Here is a 16,924-nt window from a genome sequence, read left to right as displayed (position 1 = left end):
AAAAGAAAATGTCTTGTTTCCGTTAAGTAATAGCATCAATCTGATGCCGTTCCGGATTGTCGGTCAGGCGCTGCAACATGATTTTGGTCGAAGAAGGACAGAGCCCTCTTATCCTGTGCCTGCCCCATAGCGGCACGGACGTGCCCAAACCTGTGGCCGGACGGCTGAATGCAACGGGCCGGCTGCAGGCGGATCTGGCCTGGCGCCTGGAGCGTGTCTTTGAAATCCACCGGGAACTGGATGCAACGGTCCTGAGATCATCGATTTCAAGATATGTAGTCGATCCGGACAAGGAGCCCGGACCCGAAAATGGAGCGCCGGGCGGCACAGAGGCCGGTCTTTGCCCGTTGGAAACCCTGGACGGGAAGCGGATCTATCTGGAGGGGGAAGACCCGGGCCCGACAGAGATTGAACAGCGGGTTCTTCTGTTTCACGTGCCGTTTCACAGGGCTCTGCGCCAGCAGGTTGACCGGCTGCTGCGCAAACACAGGCGGGTCATTCTTCTCGACTGCCAGTCCATGCGCTCCCAGATCAAGGGCGTGACGGGCAGTGGTCTGCCTCTGGTCAATATCGGCACCCAAGAAGGCGCGTCCTGCGACACGGGATTGCGGGATGTTTTTGTCAGCGGGTTTGCCGGTGTCGACGGTTTCACGGTTGCCATTGACGAACACACCCAAGGCGGGTTTATCACGCGCTCATACGGGCGGCCGGAGCGCGGGTTGAACTGCCTCACGCTTCTTCTGGCCCAGCGGGCCTATCTTCGCCACGAGTCGCCGCCCTTTGAGCCTGACAAGACCCGGCTGGCACGATTGCAGACGATTCTGGCCGACAGCCTGTCACGGATGATCGACTGGTGCAGCATTCAGGACCCGGTCTCAGGTCCATCGGACCAGGACGAGATCTTTGAACCGGAGGAGGCTGCAGACCCGGCGCCTGAGGCTTCTCAGGCGGTGGAAGATGGCGGTGCAGATAAGCTGCAGCCGGATTTTGAAGCCGCTTTTGAAGAAGCTGTCAGGCTGGAGGTCGCCGAATAGGCCTTGTGTAGCGGTCTGCGCAGCCGTCAGACCACATTTTTTTCCGAAATCGGAGCCTTTGCGGCCAGCCGGTCGAAGGAGAGCGGCGACAAGTCCAGAGACTGATAGGCGCCGGTCGCGATCAGCTCGGCGAGCCCGCGCCCAATGGCCGGGGCCTGCTGCAGGCCGTGTCCGGAAAACCCGAGCGCCATGAAAAAACCGTCCAGCCCGGCTGCCGGACCGACAAAGGCATTGTGGTCGAAGAGGTTCATGTCATAGGTCCCGGCCCAGGATGGACCGGGCCGGATCGCCTCAAAGGCCGGGACGCGTTCAGCCAGAACCGGCCAGATATGCTCCTCAAACAGAGTATGGTCGACGTCGAAATCCGTGCAGTCCGGGTCCTGACCGGCAGGCGGTGCGGAGCCGCAGATAAAGCCGGTGCCCTCCGGGCGCACATAAGTGCCGGTCGGGTCGATCAGCAGGGGAAAGCCGGAGAGGGTGTCCCGGCATTCAAAAGTGAAGACGCAGCGCTTGCGCGGGACGATGGGAACGGAAAGACCGGCCTGGGCGCAAATTTCGGCTCCGCCGGAGGCCCCGGCGCAATTGACGACCACCGGTGTGGACAAGGTGTTCCCGGTGGACAAGGACACGGTCCAGCCGCCGCCCGTGCCGGGCGCAATACCGGCTTTGGCAGCCAGGTAGTCAACGCCAAGGGAGCGGGCCTTCTTGCGGAAGGCCTGCATCAGCCCGTAGCCGTCAAACCAGCCCTCGCCAGTCAGGCCGTGGCAGCCGGCGGCCAGGTCTGAGACCGTGAGCCAGGGAAACCGTGCCTTGAGCCCGTCCGCATCGAACAGGGCAATATTTGCCCCAAGTTCCTGCTGCAGGGCATGATTTCCCCTCAGAATGTCCGCCTTTCCGGGCGTGGCAAGGAAGAGATAGCCGCCTTCCTGCAGGCCGATTTCCGGGGCCTCGCCATCGACCGCCAGTTTGGCGCCGATGTCGCGCAGGAAGCGGATGCCATAGAGGGAGATCTCGATATTGATGGCCGTTGAAAACTGCTGGCGGATCGAGGCTGCAGAACGGGCGGAGGCACAGATCTCATAGGCGGGATCGGCTTCTACAACCGCAATCCGCCCGGAAAAATCGTCGCGCATTGCCAGGTGGCAGGCAACGGCCGATCCGACGGCGGCCCCGCCGATGATGACCACATCCGCAGTCTGTTGTGTCATGCTGGTGTCCCGGTTGGATTGGAACGCATCGCGTTCATATCAGTTCAAACCATTTTGTCTTTTGCGTTGAAATCTCTGATTTCAGGCAGCGAAAGGCAAATCCGATGAGACGCGATTTGCCTCAAGACAAAACGGCGCGGATCAAATGCCGCGCCGCCATTTGGGAAGGCCGCTGTGATCAGAAAAAGGCCTGCAGGCCGGTCTGGGCGCGGCCCAGGATCAGCGCGTGCACGTCATGGGTGCCTTCATAGGTGTTGACCGTTTCCAGATTCTGGGCGTGGCGCATGATATGGTATTCTTCCTGAATACCATTGCCGCCATGCATGTCGCGGGACTGGCGGGCGATCTCCAGGGCCTTGCCGCAATTGTTCCGCTTGATCAGGGAGATCATTTCCGGCGACACCTTGCCTGCATCAAACAGCTGGCCGACCCGGAGCGCGGCCTGAAGGCCAAGGGTAATTTCGGTCTGCATGTCCGCCAGCTTTTTCTGGAACAGCTGGGTCTGGGCCAGTGGGCGGCCGAACTGTTCCCGGTCGAGGCCATATTGACGCGCACGGGTCCAGCAGTCTTCAGCTGCGCCCATGGAGCCCCAGGCAATGCCGTAACGCGCACGGTTCAGACAGCCGAACGGGCCTTTCAGGCCGGAGACATTCGGCAGCAGCGCCTCTTCGCCCACTTCCACCCCGTCCATGACAATCTCGCCGGTGATGGAGGCGCGCAGGGACAGCTTGCCGCCGATTTTCGGAGCCGAAAGACCCTTCAGGCCCTTGTCCAGAACAAAGCCGCGGATGGCGCCGTCATGGGCTTCGGATTTGGCCCAGACCACAAAAACATCGGCGATCGGCGAATTGGAGATCCACATTTTCGAACCGGTCAGCTTGTAGCCGCCGTCAATCTTTTCCGCTCGGGTGCGCATGCCGGCCGGATCGGAGCCCGCATCCGGTTCGGTCAGGCCGAAACAGCCGACAAACTCGCCGGTGGCCAGCTTCGGCAGGTATTTCCGGCGCTGTTCTTCCGAGCCATAAGCATAGATCGGATACATGACCAGAGAGGACTGCACGCTCATCATGGAGCGGTATCCGGAATCCACCCGCTCGACCTCCCGGGCCACCAGGCCATAGGCGACGTAAGAGGCCCCGGCACAGCCATATTCTTCCGGCAGGGTGACGCCGAGCAGGCCCAGTTCGCCCATCTCGTTGAAGATGCCGCGCTCGGTGGTTTCTTCCCGGTAGGCGTCGATTACCCGTGGAAGCAGCTTTTCCTGGGCATAGGCACGGGCCGTTTCCTGGATCAGCTGCTCGTCTTCGGCCAGCTGCTCGCGCAGGTGAAACGGGTCTTGCCAGTCGAAAGTGCCGCCGCCGGATGGGGAGGACTTGACGTTGACGGGTGCATTCATGGCTCTACTCCGGTGACAGGCCGCTGAGAAACGGACCCGGTATGATACATGGCCGGCTTGTTGAACGGCCGATGGGGACATGGCTTGCAAGGACGCGAAAAAGCGGCTGTTCGCACCATACCCTCTACCTGACTTCATTCTGATTGAGCGAGTTTGGACGAGAATTCAGTTGCAGAAAAGCGAATGCTGGTCCATCGTTCATGACAAATTGGAATGAATTCGGCAATAGACCATGCGACGCGCCTTTATCCCTTCGGCAGATACGCTGATTGCCTTTGAATGCGCGGCCCGGCATCTGAGCTTCACACGCGCGGCGCAAGAATTGCACCTGACCCAGGGGGCTGTGTCAAAACAGGTCCGCCATCTGGAAGACCGGTTGGGGGTTGAATTGTTCCGCCGGGTGCGCCAGCGCATTGTTCTGACCGATGCCGGGCGCTTGTACCTTCATGACATTCGCGGCGCGCTGGAGCAGATGACGGCGGCCACCCGCCAGGTCATGTCCTATGCGGGCAGCGCGGATGTCTTGAACCTGGCGGTGCTGCCCACCTTCGGCACCCGCTGGCTGGCGCCAAGGCTGGCAGAGTTTGGCCGCCGCTATCCGGATGCGGGGCTGAACCTGAGCGTGCGTTTGCAGCCGTTTGATTTTGACGAGGAACCCTTTGACGGAGCCATCCACCATGGCGACCCGGTCTGGGCAGGAGCGATCACCGAGCGGCTCTTTGCCGAAGAGGTGATCCCTGTGGCCTCCCGGGTGTTCCGGGACCGGCATGGCATCCGCAGCCCGGAAGATCTGGTCCGGGTGCCACGCCTGCAGCTGGCCACCCGGCCGCTTGCCTGGCGGCAATGGTTTGATCTGGCCGGGGTGGAAACGGAAACGGCCTTTCAAGGGGCCCGTTTCGAACAATTTGTCATGATATCGGAGGCCGCGATCCATCATGCAGGGGCGGCCCTGATTCCACGGTTTTTCGTGGAGGCGGAACTGGCCTCGGGCCGGCTGGTGCGCCTGTTCGACTTGTCGCTGGACCAGCAGACGGCCTATCACTTTGTCTATCCGGAAGGGCGCACCATGCGCCCGGTCGTCAAGGCGTTCCGGCAATGGCTGACGGAAGAAGCCAGAACCGCCCGGGTCAAACGTGAAACCATGCTGCCGGAGTGAACGGACATGTGGAAAAACAGTCAGGGGATGTTAGGCGGTTGAGCAAGACAGACACACAGCATCTCAGGCTCATCCTCAATGGCAAGTCGGCCGGCCGCAGTGATGTGCGTGCGGCAGTGTCGGCGGTGCGGGAGAGGGGCCATGAGGTGTCCGTGCGTGTGACCTATGAAGCGGGCGATACCCAGCGGCTGGCCCTTGAGGCCCTGCGCGATCACGAAGAGATGCCGATCAGTACGCTGGTGAGCGGCGGCGGTGATGGCACGCTCCATGAAATCGTCGACGCGGTGCTGCGCCGGACGCCCCCAGATCACAAGCCGCCCTTTGCCTTCGCAGTTCTGCCGCTCGGTACGGCCAATGATTTTGCCCGCCATATCCGCCTGGATCCGGCCGATGTGACCGCCTGCCTGCGCTTTGCGGTGCGGGCCAGTGCCAAGCCAACGGATGTGGGCGAGATCAATGGCAGTTTTTTTGTCAACATGGCGACCGGCGGGTTCGGCACGCAGGTTACCTCCCAGACCGACCCGAAATTGAAACGGGTGTTGGGCGGAGCCGCCTATCTGTTTACCGGGCTCAACCGATTTTCTGAACTGGCCGCCTGCGAGGGGCGGATCGAGGCGGAAGACTTTTCCTGGGAGGGGGCGTTCCTGGCGCTCGCCATCGGCAATGGCCGCCGGGCGGGTGGCGGCATCCGCCTGTGCCCGCGCGCCAAACTGGATGACGGGTTTCTGGACCTGACCCTCTTGCCTGTTCCAAAGGGTGGCGGGGTCACAGATCTGCTGTCGGTGCTGCTGGAAAGCGGGGTAGACGGCCTGCCCTCCGCGCTGATCCAGCGCAAGGCCCGTTCAGTTTCCATCCAGACGGACAAACCCGTCCAGTTCAACCTGGACGGCGAACCGATGAATGGACAGGACTTCCAGATTGGGATAAGGCACCACCAGATTAATGTGCGGCGCTAGCGGCTGTTCGCCCGCTGACATGCCGTTTCCAAAAGACAGATTGAAGTTCCTGCCCTGATGGATGAATACCAGCTCAAGAATTTATTGAAATTTGCCCCGGCGCGCCTGGGGCTGGTTCGCAAGAAACACTTGCTGGTGCATATTCCGAAAAATGGGGGCATGGCGCTGCGCGAAGCCCCGGCGCTCAAGGGCCGGATTCTGCTCGCCCATCGAAGGCGGCTAAAAAGCAAGGCTTACGCCAACGCCTTGCGGGAGTTCATGACGTCCAGAGGGCTGCATCCGGGCTATGAACATGCCCGGTTGCGCGACATTGATCCCTCCATGCGCGCGGGGACGATCCCTTTTGCCGTTGTCCGCAATCCCTGGGCCCGGACCTTTTCCCGTTATAAATTCTATCTACAGACCGGCGGGGAAGAGCTGCAGAAACAAGCTTTGTCTGTTGATGGGTTTGAGGCCTTTCTGGAAACCCGTCATGACTGGGGCAAGGTGGACTTCTTCTGGCACCGGGCATCGCTCGGCTGGTACCCGCAAACGGACTATGTACTGGACGAAAACGGACAGCTTGCTATCGATATTCTGCGTCAGGAGCATCTCAGCCGGGAGATCGCAAGATATTTCGGTGTGCCGGACACGCTGGAAGCCAAAAATGTTTCCCGGAACTCCGGGGCCGGTTTCAAGGACTTTTATACCCCAGCGACCATTCAGATTGTTGCCGACTGGTACAAGACAGAAATTGATCTGTTCGGATTTGACTTTGATACGCCGGCGCAAAAAAGCGCTGTCTTTGCCAAAGGCTAGCTGCCCTCCTGTCGGGTCCAGACGCTGTTCCCGTTGACAATCGACTTGATGATGCCCTTGTCATCCCGATGCTGCCGGCCGATATCCACGGCCACAAACTCCCGGCGTTTGCCGATGAAGCGGTTGCGGAACTTGGCCGTGTAGCGGTTCAGCGCGGGGTTGAGAGAATTCAGCTGCTTTTCCGGGTCCAGCTCGTCCAGCATCATGGCCGCGCAATGGCAGGCAAAGTCCCGCTTGAGAAAACCCGGACTGGTTCCGAAAATCGGCCGCTTCTTGTTCAGGCTTTTGCCGAAATCCTTTCCCAGGATCAAAAGCCTGCTGGGCTCATAATGATATTGGGAGCGGTACCCCCAGTTCTTTTCCCGGGTCATCAGGGAAATCTGCATCACCTTTGCGGCGGTGGCCTGGGAGAACTCCTCGAAAGTGACGTCCCGGTCCAGCACCCAATCATCTTCCATATGGAAAAACCAGTCATTTTGAGGCTGCTGCCAGAGCCATTTTACCGCCCGGGTGAAATGGGATGTCTCCGGCGTCCGGACGGTCACATTTGGGAAAAACGACCGGCAGATCACTTCGCATGCGGCCACTTCGTCAGGTCCGCCCTCAAACGGGTCGATATTCACGTAGCAGGTGCCGATTGTGAAGTTCTTGAACAGGCGTTGGGAAAAACTCTCCAGTGTTTGCTGCAGCAAACCGGGCCGGGCACCGGAGACGAGCGTAATATCCAGGGGCTTTTCAGAAGGCATCGTGCTTTGGAAAGGGACGGGCGCTTGCCCGGTCAATCCCGTTGGAGGAAGTGGAACTCAATTTCTTATGCCAACCGTGTCCCAAGAAATCCAGAGGAAGTTGTCCCGCGGGTTCTGTGACTTAAAATGCCGCAGAAGTGAGTGCCTGCTGTGAGTGGTTTTCGTGTGCTGCAAACGTGTTGTCCCAGACGGACATTACAGGCCTCTCGCCTGAAGGGCCGATGCGGCCCCTGGACCGGCTGATTTTCTTGGAACATCAGGCTGTCAGCTTGGCCGCTGGAGCTAAGGATATTGCTTCTCTTGGCCGCATGCGATACCTCGGCGGTGTGCCGAAAAGTCAGGTTGTGGGATTTAACGGACAGTCTGACGCGAACCGACCAAGAATAACGGGACAAAATGACCAAAACAGCCCTAATTACCGGCGTGACGGGACAAGACGGTGCCTATCTCGCACAACTGCTTCTCGACAAGGGCTATATCGTCCACGGTATCAAACGCAGGTCTTCGTCGTTCAACACCGGGCGTATCGAAGACATCTACCAGGACCCGCACGATGAGAATGCCCGCTTCTTCCTCCACTACGGCGATATGACCGACGCGACCAACCTGATCCGCATCGTGCAGGAAACCCAGCCGGACGAGATCTATAACCTCGCCGCGCAGAGCCATGTCCAGGTCTCGTTCGAGACGCCGGAATATACAGCCAATGCCGACGGTGTGGGTACCTTGCGGCTTCTGGAGGCGATCAGGATCCTGGGGATGGAAAAGAAGACCCGCTTTTATCAGGCATCTACGTCCGAACTTTATGGCCTCGTGCAGGAAGTGCCTCAGCGGGAGACAACGCCGTTTTATCCGCGAAGCCCTTATGCTGCTGCGAAGCTTTACGCCTACTGGATCGTCGTCAATTACCGCGAGGCCTATGGCATGCACGCGTCCAATGGCATTCTCTTCAACCACGAAAGTCCGCTTCGGGGCGAAACCTTCGTCACACGCAAGATCACCCGGGCAGCGGCTGCCATCAAGCTCGGCAAACAGAAGAAACTCTATCTCGGCAACCTTGACGCCAAGCGCGACTGGGGCCACGCCCGGGAATATGTGCGTGGCATGTGGCTGATGCTTCAGCAGGACGAGCCGGACGACTACGTGCTGGCGACCGGCGAGACCACGCCCGTTCGCACCTTTGTTGAGTGGGCCTTCGCCGACGCGGGCTTCGCGCTTGAATGGCAAGGCGAAGGCGTCGACGAAAAGGGCATCGACACGGAAACCGGCAATGTGCTGGTCGAAGTCGACCCGCGTTATTTCCGCCCGACGGAGGTCGATCTCCTGATCGGCGACCCTGCAAAGGCGCATCAGAAGCTCGGCTGGCGGCACGAAACGCCGGTCCGGGAGCTGACGCGGGAGATGGTGCAGGAAGATCTTCGCCTGATGGCACATGACGTGGTGGCAAAGGGCGTGTGAAGATGAGCCTCTATGATCTCAAGGGCAAGCGCGTCTGGGTCGCCGGCCATCGCGGCATGGTCGGCTCGGCGATCGTCCGGCGGCTTCAACAGGAAGACTGTGAGATCCTGACGGTCGGCCGGGACCGGGTCGATCTTCGCGACCAGGCAGCGACGGCATCGTGGATCGCCAGCGAAAAGCCCCAGGCCGTCTTTCTGGCTGCCGCAAAGGTCGGCGGCATTCTGGCCAATGATTCACGTCCGGCCGAATTTCTCTACGACAACCTGATGATGGAGGCGAACATTATAGATGCCGCCTATCGCACCGGGGTGGAGAAGCTGCTTTTCTTGGGCTCCTCCTGCATCTACCCGAAACATGCCGAACAGCCGATGTCAGAGGAAGCCCTGCTCACAGGTCCGCTGGAGCCCACCAACGAGTGGTATGCCATCGCCAAGATCGCCGGCATCAAGATGTGCCAAGCCTACAGGAAACAATACGGCTGCGACTTCATCTCCGCCATGCCGACCAATCTCTACGGCCCTGGCGACAATTTCGATCTTGAGACAAGCCATGTCCTCCCCGCGCTGATGCGCAAGGCGCATGAGGCGAGGCTTGCCGGCTCAGACAGCATGGAAGTTTGGGGCAGCGGAACCCCCTTGCGCGAATTCCTGCATGTCGACGACTTGGCCGATGCAGCCGTGCATCTTGCCAGATCCTATTCCGGTGCAAAGCCGGTGAATGTGGGCTCGGGGGAGGAAGTCTCTATCCGGCAATTGGCCGAACTGGTGTGCAAGGTTGCCGGCTTTGAGGGTGTCCTTTCGTTTGATGCCAGCAAACCGGATGGCACGCCGAGAAAGCTGGCTGACACCGCTTTCCTCAAGAGCCTTGGCTGGAATAATGCCCGGCCGCTGCGCGAGGGGGTTGCAGAGACCTATGCGGTGGCGTTCGGCTCTGGGAGCTGACCATTCATGTCAGAAAAGGCAGGAACCAAAGGCAAGCTTGTGATCGTTGAGCGCAAGCTCATCCGCAACAGAGGTCACCAGCATACGCAGATAGGTGCATTGCGGAAGTGGTTGCCAGACCATGATCTGCATCTCGTAACCGGAGAGGGATACGACGGCTTCCTCGGAAACGCAGTTGCAAAACTGCCCAAACACTCCAAAGAGCTCTCAACTCTTCATTGGCGGATCCGGAATGGCTCTTTGCGTCAGAAGGCCGACGCTTTGACGCGAGCCCTGCTGTCTGGACAGATTTTTTCTTTGCCGCACTCGCCCTATGGGCGCGAATTGCTGGCTGCTTGCGACACGTTAAGGCTTGAGCGCACCGACATCGTGATCGTACCTTCGGCTGATCTCGACTTGCTCGAAACAGCCTGTCATCTCGCTGCAGTGAAAAAGGAAGCAACACCGCGCTTGATACTTCGGTTCCTTGACCCAGAACTGGGAGACCACAAAGACACCCGGCGGGAGGAGCGTTTGAAGCTGCTGGCAAAGACCCTTTCGAGCCAGTCGCAATTGGAACTCTTTTGCGAGACGGATGAGATGGCGACCTACTTGAAGGGCCGTTACGGATTGGACGTCCAGGGCGGGTTTTATTTGCCAGTTAGTTTTGATCCTACAGACTTGGCGCCCCTGCCCGAAAAAAAACTGTCCACGGCCTTCCGGGTAGGTCTTTTCGGTGCGCCCCGTCCTGGCAAAGGCTACCAGCGCATTACAAGCATTTATTCTTGTCTGGAGAAGCTTGCTCGGAAGACGCCACCGGAAAAGCCAATCGAAATTCTTCTTCAGGGAGCCGATACTGATTTTGGGGACAGCGGCATTTACGGATTTGCTCGCCAGCATCAGGCGAACGAAGCGAGGCTACGCCTCCAATTGCTTCCGGATCGAATGTCTCCAGAGGTGTTTTCAGAGCATTTTCTATCTGTCGATGCCATCTTGTTACCCTATGACACCTCGGTCTATGGCTTGCAGGGATCCGGTATTATTCAGGATGCTGTTGCCATACAGAAAGTTATTGTTCATTCCAAAGGCATTGCGATGCAATCGTTTCTTTCCCATGGGAATGCTGTGGCAGCAGAAAGCGACGAGGACTTCGCTCGAACCTTGCTCGCGCTATCGGCGCAAAAGGAAATAAACACAACTAGCTTGGAGGAGGCATGTCTTCATTATCAGAGTATTATAAAATCCAATAAAATGAATTTATTTTCATGAATTTTTTGTGGTGAGAGAATACGTATTCGATTCACTGAAATAGAAATCTATTTTTGCTTGAGAGCGACTTTGGCTCGAATTCTTTTAAGTTTTTGAATTTTCTTGACGACCGCAGGTTTTGATTTTGCAGTCAAACGCCGCTTCGCCTGAAGGGCACGAGCAATCAAGGTTCCTTTTGAAACAATCTTTCGTTTGTCTTCCAGGCAGAGTTCCAGTGAACGAACTGCATTCTCAAAACACATTTTTTTCACTGTCTCGCGTTGGAGGTCTAACAAGCGTTTATATTCAGTCGGATGAGCGTCAAGGTACTGAATTTTTTTGGTGAGTTCATCAAACGTATCAACTGAACATTCTTGAGGTAGGAGTTCAGTATGTATCAAGGTTTCACGAGGAAGAAGCGCTAAAGTTCCGCTGGAAATTGCTTCGATCGTCGAATTGCCGCGGATCTTCCTGCCGCCCAGTTTGACGAAGTATTTTGCATCGTAGAGTTCAAGCAGGTTGTCATAGATTTTTTGCTTGTGAATGCGGATCTTATACCCAGCGGCTTCGAGCGGTTGGAGTACAGGCGGGGAAGATCTAACTGGCCTCTCTGTCGACATGTTTATTTCTGCGTATATGCCGTCTTGCAGAGAGGATCTCGCCGTCTCTCGGCCCATTATGCTCTCAAGGCAATCTGGTCCCAAAAACGTATATGGAAAATCGATTGCCCCACCAATACGAGAAGTGACGTTTTCGGAAATGAGTTGGTTTAGGCAGACATCATATCCGAACTCGGCCCACTTTGAGGCCAGGTTCGCCTCGCCGATCATGTAGCAGAACAGCACTGTCGGGTGCTGACGCACAACTTCAGACGGAATTGACACATTGATGGAAATAACGACGTCGTATACGGACCAATCAATCGATCTGCATGGCACGGAGAACATTCCATTAGGGAAAGGACTTCCAGGCACTTTGAACTCGCCACCGGGTATTTGGTCGATAGTTTTAGTTTTCAGAAGTTGTACTTTGTCTGCCAGCTTTGGAATAACAGTTCGATAAATTTGGCACTCTGGTGCGGGATCTTCCTCAACTATAAAAAAGGATGTGTCTAACTTAGAAAATAGACCGATGGGGCCTACGCGCATCATTGAAGAAAAAAGCAATTCGGTTGCATCTGTTGTGCCGGCAGGACAGACATACAAATCTTGGTAAACGTCCTGCTTCACAAAAGCGATTTTCATGTCGTGTGCTACATATCTTGGAGGGAGAGAAAACTGAATGAAAGCGGTAACGAGCGTTAAGCGTTTATTAGCCCCATCTTTTTGAGCTTTTTCTTAATGCGTCCTAATAGAGTTTTTTTGTGACGAGATTTTCGATGTAGAACATACTCAACAGGCCACGGAGTTCGCGCACTATACTCAACATAAAGTGCTCCAAGCGGCGATAGTACAGCGTTGTCCCAAGGTTTTAGTCGACCAGAAAAATGCGCAATCACAGGAAATTCAAACTCACCTGAGGTAAAGTGCTTGTTAAAACCATAATTGTATTTTCGGCTAAGAGGCAATGCTTTGTCGCTAAGAACAAGATTTAACGCATCTTGATCAAGCATTTGGAAGCTGCTTGAGTGCTCGCGCAATGCAGACAAAACAAGCTCCTCAGTGTTGTCTTCCCTCCATCTTTTCAGATCGATGAGTAAAACACCAGAATTGAAGTATAGATCCTTATCGACACCGAGATGTTCAAGGTGCCTATGTTTCCAAGGGCTTGGATAGGCAGCGATTGCATTCGGGCCTAGGTCCATTTGAAAAAGAGAGCGCAAACTCGAAAAAACAAGTGTATCGCAATCTAGGTAAATCACTCGTTTCGTCGTCCTGGGGAGGAAGCGACCAACCGCACATCTATAAAGCGCGGCAGTTGCGTGACGGACCGGGGGTAGTTTCGATGACAATAATTCGAATTCTGAAGGATCAATTTCATTAAATATTACTGTTATTCTTAAACCATCGCAGAACTTGGTGAGCCTATCCAGTGTAGTCTTGTTGAAGCCGCTAAAAAATAGGTGAACAATCACTTGCGTGTCTTTATGACTGTTTTCTATTGAGTAAAGACACGCTGCGACTGGGCCGACAATCGCTTCATCAAACATGAGGCAAATTTCGATGGGCTCTGAACAATTCATCAGTTCTAATCTCACAAATTTGGTCGGCTAGTTGGGGTTTTGGTCTGAGAACCCGATGTTCACACCTATAATTTTTCAAAGACGTGAAAATCAGACGGTGAACTAATTCTACGGTTTCTATGCGGATTGAGCTCGTGATGAACCAGCTTCCAGTCTGGGAAGTTTTCGTCCACATATTTTGTAAAACAACGATGTTTTACATGGTTCGCGTCAGTTTCCTGATCATGGTTGCTAGAATAAACAATAACGAACTTTTCCGCATAGCCGAATAAATCTGTCATATAATTTTCGAAGAGGTCATCTTCAATTAAGTGAAAAATGACATCCAGCGAAAGTCCCAATTCAAACTTGGAATCCCGAAGTTCCGAGACGAGCAAAAATTTCTTCGTTTCATCTTGCGAATGTTTTTCTTGACACAGTGAGAGAGCTTTTGCGCTAATGTCGTAACCGGTATACGAAGGATATCGTGCCAACGAAAGCTGATTTCCGTCACCACAGCCAAGCTCAAAAACGGTTCGAACCCCTTTTCGTTTCACAAAGTTGTTCAGAAAATCAGCTTTGTATTGAGCCAAATCACCGTACGAGCCGTTGCCCGAGTTTCCGCCCTTAATATAGCGGTTTTCCCAATAGGTGGCCGTATCGATCCAGTTTTTCTGTTCCGATTTATTCTTGCGGTTTAGCCGCTTTAAGTACCTTGCAAACACCATGTAGTCTCCGGCCGAAATACCCAATTTGCGTGATGATATACACCCATGCAATAGAAAAACAAAATCTGAAACACCGTCGACAAAAGTCGGCTCAGTAGCATGATCCAATAAGATACTACAAAGTGTTGTTTATTGAAATAATCTGTATTATTCTCTAACCGAATTTTGGAGTTTGACTACAGTCTTGTAAAGCTCCATGTATTTTTCTGAAACAACTTTTTTTGTGAAGCGTTTTTTTGTTAATTCTATTGCATTTTGCCCAATTTCTTGAGATGAGCGCATCTCATTTACGCACCATTCTATGCCTTGTATGAGATCGATGGTCTCAAAAGGCCGAGCAAGATAGCCTGTCTGTTTGTGTTCGATCATGCCGCCGGGCCCAGTTGCATCAAACGCGACGACCGGTGTGCCGCAAGCCATTGCCTCAGCGACAGTCTTGCCAAATGCTTCTTGCCGAGAAGGTACAACGGCAACATCGGCTGCAGAGTAATATAAAGCCAGTTTTTCAGGTTCTTCGATGCGGCCCATTATTATACCGCTTTCGTCCTTGACGCTTTTCGTATTGCCGCCAATGTACACCCGATTAAAAGTGCTACTTGGTATTTGCGACAGTGCACTCCAGTACAGGTCGTACCCTTTGTATGGGCTGTCAAAATCCAAAGACACGGAGATTACTATTGGTTTGTCATCTGGCAATCCCAACTGGCTGCGGGCTTGAGATTTTGGTGTCGGCTGGAATTTCCCGTCATCGATAGCATTATCGATTACATTTACCATCGAATTGCTAAATATCGGGCTACGTTTTGCGCATTCTGCGAGCCAGTCACTGATAGCTACTACAGTCACTTTGTTGCCGATAGATCGTGCTTTATTCCAAATGTTTAATTTGGTGGGATCAAGGCCTAGTCGATTGTTGAACAATGGGCAGGACCCACAGAATTCTGCATATTTGGTGCAGTCGATGGAATAGTGGCATCCGCCAGTAAATGGCCACATGTCCCGAAGCGTCCATATGATCGGGATATCTACGCGCTTAATTGATTTGAGATCGATAAAGGCGCCGGCTATCCAATGTAAGTGAAGTATGTCTGCAGGGTAACTTCTTAATAAATCATCAAGTTTAAAAACTCCAGAATTGAAATTAAAGTAAGAGCCTGAGCTTAAGCCGAAAAGATCAGTACGCTTTTTTGTCTTCTTAAGATATTTTTTCTGTTTTATTTGTTCCGAACGACCCAGAATGCCGTATACATTGTCCGCCCTCTCTGGAGCTTGGGTCGTCAGGAGGTGGCTTTCAACGCCAAGTTCCCTCAGACCTAGATGAAGCCAATATGCACCACGTCCCGCCCCGCTTTTGAGAGAAGCACCCGAAATGTGTAGTATTTTCATTTTATTGACCAGATTCTGTTGGCGGCGAACAAAATTCTAACTGCGCACCACATTTTCGTACCTTCGGGTACATTAAACGCGACATCAGTACCGTGCGTTCACCTGAATTATGAGCTAGTAGAGAATCCAAATATCCACTTTGTCGCACATTCTTCAAATTTACCACTATATGAACCAACTGCCGAATGGGCACTAATCCAGATGAAGGCCTCGCGCAAATGCAATATGCACCGATTGCGGTATTTTTGTACAACCGACCGGACCACACGCTGCGGCTGTTTGAGAGCCTCTCAACTTGCCCAGAGTTAAGCCAATCGCCTGTTACTGTTTACTGCGACGGTCCGAAGCCGGGTCAAGACCCATCAGCAATAAAAATAACAAGAATGGTTGCCCGTGCATGCGCTCCCCGACATGCTGAATTCATAGAAAGAGAGAAGAATGTGGGGTTGGCTGAATCACTGACGTATGGAGTTAGCGAGCAGTGCGAGAAGCATGGCAAGGTAATTGTCCTTGAAGATGATCTCGAACTATCTCCCGTAGCATTGACTTACTTCAACTTCGCCTTGGACCGTTATGCAGATGCCGAAGAAGTCATGCATATTGCCGGATATATGTTCCCGGTCGAGGCGGATCTCCCCGAAGCCTTTTTTTATCACGAAACGAGTTGTTGGGGATGGGCCACGTGGAAGTCGGCGTGGCGACATTTTAATCCTGATGCTGGACTATTGCTACAAAGAATTGAGGAATCGGGTCGAATGCGCGAATTCGACGTTGGCGGCGACGGCCTGTTCCCTAAAATACTCGTGAAGCTGCGCGACGGAAAGCTAGACGCCTGGGCCACTCGTTGGCATGCGAGTGTCTTTTTGAAAAGGGGGTTGGCATTGCATTTGGCGAGGCCGGTCGTCGCAAATCATGGGCACGATGGAACCGGGGTCCACTGCTCTGAAAGCAACAGATTTGGTGTTAAACTAGCCACAACATTGCCAAATGAATGGCCGAAAGAACTTGTTGAGAACGAATTGGCCCTGGCAGCTATGGAAAAATTTCGTGCGCCGACAAAAAATTCTAAGGCTCGGAAGCCGCTGCTTAAACGACTCGCCCGTTCGATAGGCAAGAGGTTGGATCGTTTTGTTGAAGGTTGAGGATTATTGCCCAACGCTTTCGAACAAGATCATAAGCGAAATGGAAGCATCAGATTTCGAATGACGCGATGTTGCGACTTCAAAAGCTCCTCTCAAGGCGAAATTATAGACGTGAGTTTCAGTTTCTTAAGAAACGTATGGGTTTATTATCTAGGGTCTGTGGACATATAGGATTCACAGATCGTGTTTTTTGTGATTCAAGCTTCCTTTTGAGGAGGCTCCCATGCGCAGCGAACGTTTTGTCATCACGGATAGGAGCTGGGCGGTCATAGAACCGTTGCTTCCCGGCAGCATCCGGGATCGAGGCCGGACAGCAAGGGACAACCGACTATTTCTTGAAGCGGTGCTGTGGAAGGTTCGCGTTGGCGGTCCCTGGCGAGATCTCCCACCAGGATTTGGCGAATGGAACAGTGTGTTTCGGCGGTTCCGCCGATGGGCACAACGCGGTGTGTTTCAGCGACTTTTCGAGGCTGTATGTGTCCGTCCGGTGAAGCCGGTCTTCATGGCGGCCAGGCGCTCTGTTACGCTGCTTTTGCAGCGTAACACCAAGGCATGAGTTCGTTGATGCGATTGATCTTGTGGTCGGC

General features: G+C 54.3%; 15 protein-coding genes and 1 pseudogene. 9 read left to right on the top strand and 7 right to left on the bottom strand.

Going from position 1 to position 16,924, the window contains the following annotated elements; translation table 11 throughout:
- Positions 1 to 77: 77 nt before the first annotated feature.
- Positions 78 to 1,034: an N-formylglutamate amidohydrolase gene (locus tag ACXAH0_RS15810; protein WP_475192699.1), complete on the top strand. Its 957-nt coding sequence runs from the start codon at positions 78 to 80 to the stop codon at positions 1,032 to 1,034.
- Between the two features lie 26 nt (positions 1,035 to 1,060).
- Here ACXAH0_RS15810 and ACXAH0_RS15805 read toward each other — a convergent pair whose 3' ends face one another.
- Positions 1,061 to 2,242, bottom strand: a complete 1,182-nt coding sequence (locus tag ACXAH0_RS15805; protein WP_475192695.1) for an NAD(P)/FAD-dependent oxidoreductase — start codon at positions 2,240 to 2,242, stop codon at positions 1,061 to 1,063.
- Positions 2,243 to 2,420: 178 nt separating this feature from the next.
- The gene (locus ACXAH0_RS15800; protein ID WP_475192692.1) at positions 2,421 to 3,638 is read right to left on the bottom strand and encodes an acyl-CoA dehydrogenase; all 1,218 of its coding nucleotides are present in this window, start codon (positions 3,636 to 3,638) and stop codon (positions 2,421 to 2,423) included.
- Between the two features lie 232 nt (positions 3,639 to 3,870).
- Here ACXAH0_RS15800 and ACXAH0_RS15795 point away from each other — a divergent pair, with 232 nt between their 5' ends.
- Genes ACXAH0_RS15795 through ACXAH0_RS15785 form a run of 3 tightly spaced genes read left to right on the top strand, consistent with a single transcriptional unit; the run spans position 3,871 to position 6,548 of the window.
- Positions 3,871 to 4,794 (top strand): LysR substrate-binding domain-containing protein, encoded by a 924-nt coding sequence (locus tag ACXAH0_RS15795; RefSeq protein ID WP_475192689.1) that lies wholly within the window; start codon positions 3,871 to 3,873, stop codon positions 4,792 to 4,794.
- Positions 4,795 to 4,832: 38 nt separating this feature from the next.
- Positions 4,833 to 5,750 (top strand): lipid kinase YegS, encoded by a 918-nt coding sequence (gene yegS / locus ACXAH0_RS15790; RefSeq protein ID WP_475182769.1) that lies wholly within the window; start codon positions 4,833 to 4,835, stop codon positions 5,748 to 5,750.
- Between the two features lie 57 nt (positions 5,751 to 5,807).
- Positions 5,808 to 6,548 carry a sulfotransferase family protein gene (locus ACXAH0_RS15785; RefSeq protein WP_475192686.1) on the top strand — a complete coding sequence of 247 codons (741 nt, stop codon included), beginning with the start codon at positions 5,808 to 5,810 and terminating at the stop codon, positions 6,546 to 6,548.
- On the opposite strand, the gene ACXAH0_RS15780 is transcribed toward ACXAH0_RS15785, so the two are convergent.
- Entirely contained in the window at positions 6,545 to 7,294 is a 750-nt protein-coding gene (locus ACXAH0_RS15780; RefSeq protein ID WP_475192683.1) for a hypothetical protein, read from the bottom strand. The two genes, ACXAH0_RS15785 and ACXAH0_RS15780, sit on opposite strands and share 4 nt — an antisense overlap.
- A gap of 396 nt (positions 7,295 to 7,690) precedes the next feature.
- Here ACXAH0_RS15780 and gmd point away from each other — a divergent pair, with 396 nt between their 5' ends.
- Genes gmd through ACXAH0_RS15765 form a run of 3 tightly spaced genes read left to right on the top strand, consistent with a single transcriptional unit; the run spans position 7,691 to position 10,941 of the window.
- The gene (gmd, locus tag ACXAH0_RS15775; RefSeq protein ID WP_475192680.1) at positions 7,691 to 8,752 is read left to right on the top strand and encodes a GDP-mannose 4,6-dehydratase; all 1,062 of its coding nucleotides are present in this window, start codon (positions 7,691 to 7,693) and stop codon (positions 8,750 to 8,752) included.
- A 2-nt stretch (positions 8,753 to 8,754) separates the two neighbouring features.
- Positions 8,755 to 9,693, top strand: coding sequence for a GDP-L-fucose synthase (gene fcl / locus ACXAH0_RS15770; RefSeq protein WP_475192676.1), 939 nt, complete (start codon positions 8,755 to 8,757; stop codon positions 9,691 to 9,693).
- 6 nt (positions 9,694 to 9,699) lie between these two features.
- On the top strand, positions 9,700 to 10,941 hold the full coding sequence (locus ACXAH0_RS15765; RefSeq protein WP_475192674.1) for a hypothetical protein: 1,242 nt from the start codon (positions 9,700 to 9,702) through the stop codon (positions 10,939 to 10,941).
- 47 nt (positions 10,942 to 10,988) lie between these two features.
- Here ACXAH0_RS15765 and ACXAH0_RS15760 read toward each other — a convergent pair whose 3' ends face one another.
- From ACXAH0_RS15760 to ACXAH0_RS15745, 4 genes are all read right to left on the bottom strand, one after another.
- On the bottom strand, positions 10,989 to 12,164 hold the full coding sequence (locus tag ACXAH0_RS15760) for a hypothetical protein (RefSeq protein ID WP_475192673.1): 1,176 nt from the start codon (positions 12,162 to 12,164) through the stop codon (positions 10,989 to 10,991).
- A 56-nt stretch (positions 12,165 to 12,220) separates the two neighbouring features.
- Positions 12,221 to 13,069 carry a glycosyltransferase family 8 protein gene (locus tag ACXAH0_RS15755; protein ID WP_475192671.1) on the bottom strand — a complete coding sequence of 283 codons (849 nt, stop codon included), beginning with the start codon at positions 13,067 to 13,069 and terminating at the stop codon, positions 12,221 to 12,223.
- Between the two features lie 98 nt (positions 13,070 to 13,167).
- Positions 13,168 to 13,809 (bottom strand): methyltransferase domain-containing protein, encoded by a 642-nt coding sequence (locus tag ACXAH0_RS15750; protein ID WP_475192668.1) that lies wholly within the window; start codon positions 13,807 to 13,809, stop codon positions 13,168 to 13,170.
- A gap of 147 nt (positions 13,810 to 13,956) precedes the next feature.
- A complete protein-coding gene (locus ACXAH0_RS15745; protein ID WP_475192664.1) occupies positions 13,957 to 15,195 on the bottom strand; it encodes a glycosyltransferase in 1,239 nt (412 codons plus the stop codon).
- Between the two features lie 185 nt (positions 15,196 to 15,380).
- Here ACXAH0_RS15745 and ACXAH0_RS15740 point away from each other — a divergent pair, with 185 nt between their 5' ends.
- Both ACXAH0_RS15740 and ACXAH0_RS15735 read left to right on the top strand, forming a co-directional pair.
- On the top strand, positions 15,381 to 16,337 hold the full coding sequence (locus ACXAH0_RS15740; protein ID WP_475192662.1) for a glycosyltransferase family 2 protein: 957 nt from the start codon (positions 15,381 to 15,383) through the stop codon (positions 16,335 to 16,337).
- 223 nt (positions 16,338 to 16,560) lie between these two features.
- Positions 16,561 to 16,812, top strand: a pseudogene (locus tag ACXAH0_RS15735) (transposase); the annotation flags it as partial.
- Between the last annotated feature and the right edge of the window lie 112 nt (positions 16,813 to 16,924).

This window comes from Roseibium sp. AWQ4_290 (assembly GCF_056160985.1).
This window is presented reverse-complemented; position numbering and strand designations above follow the sequence as displayed.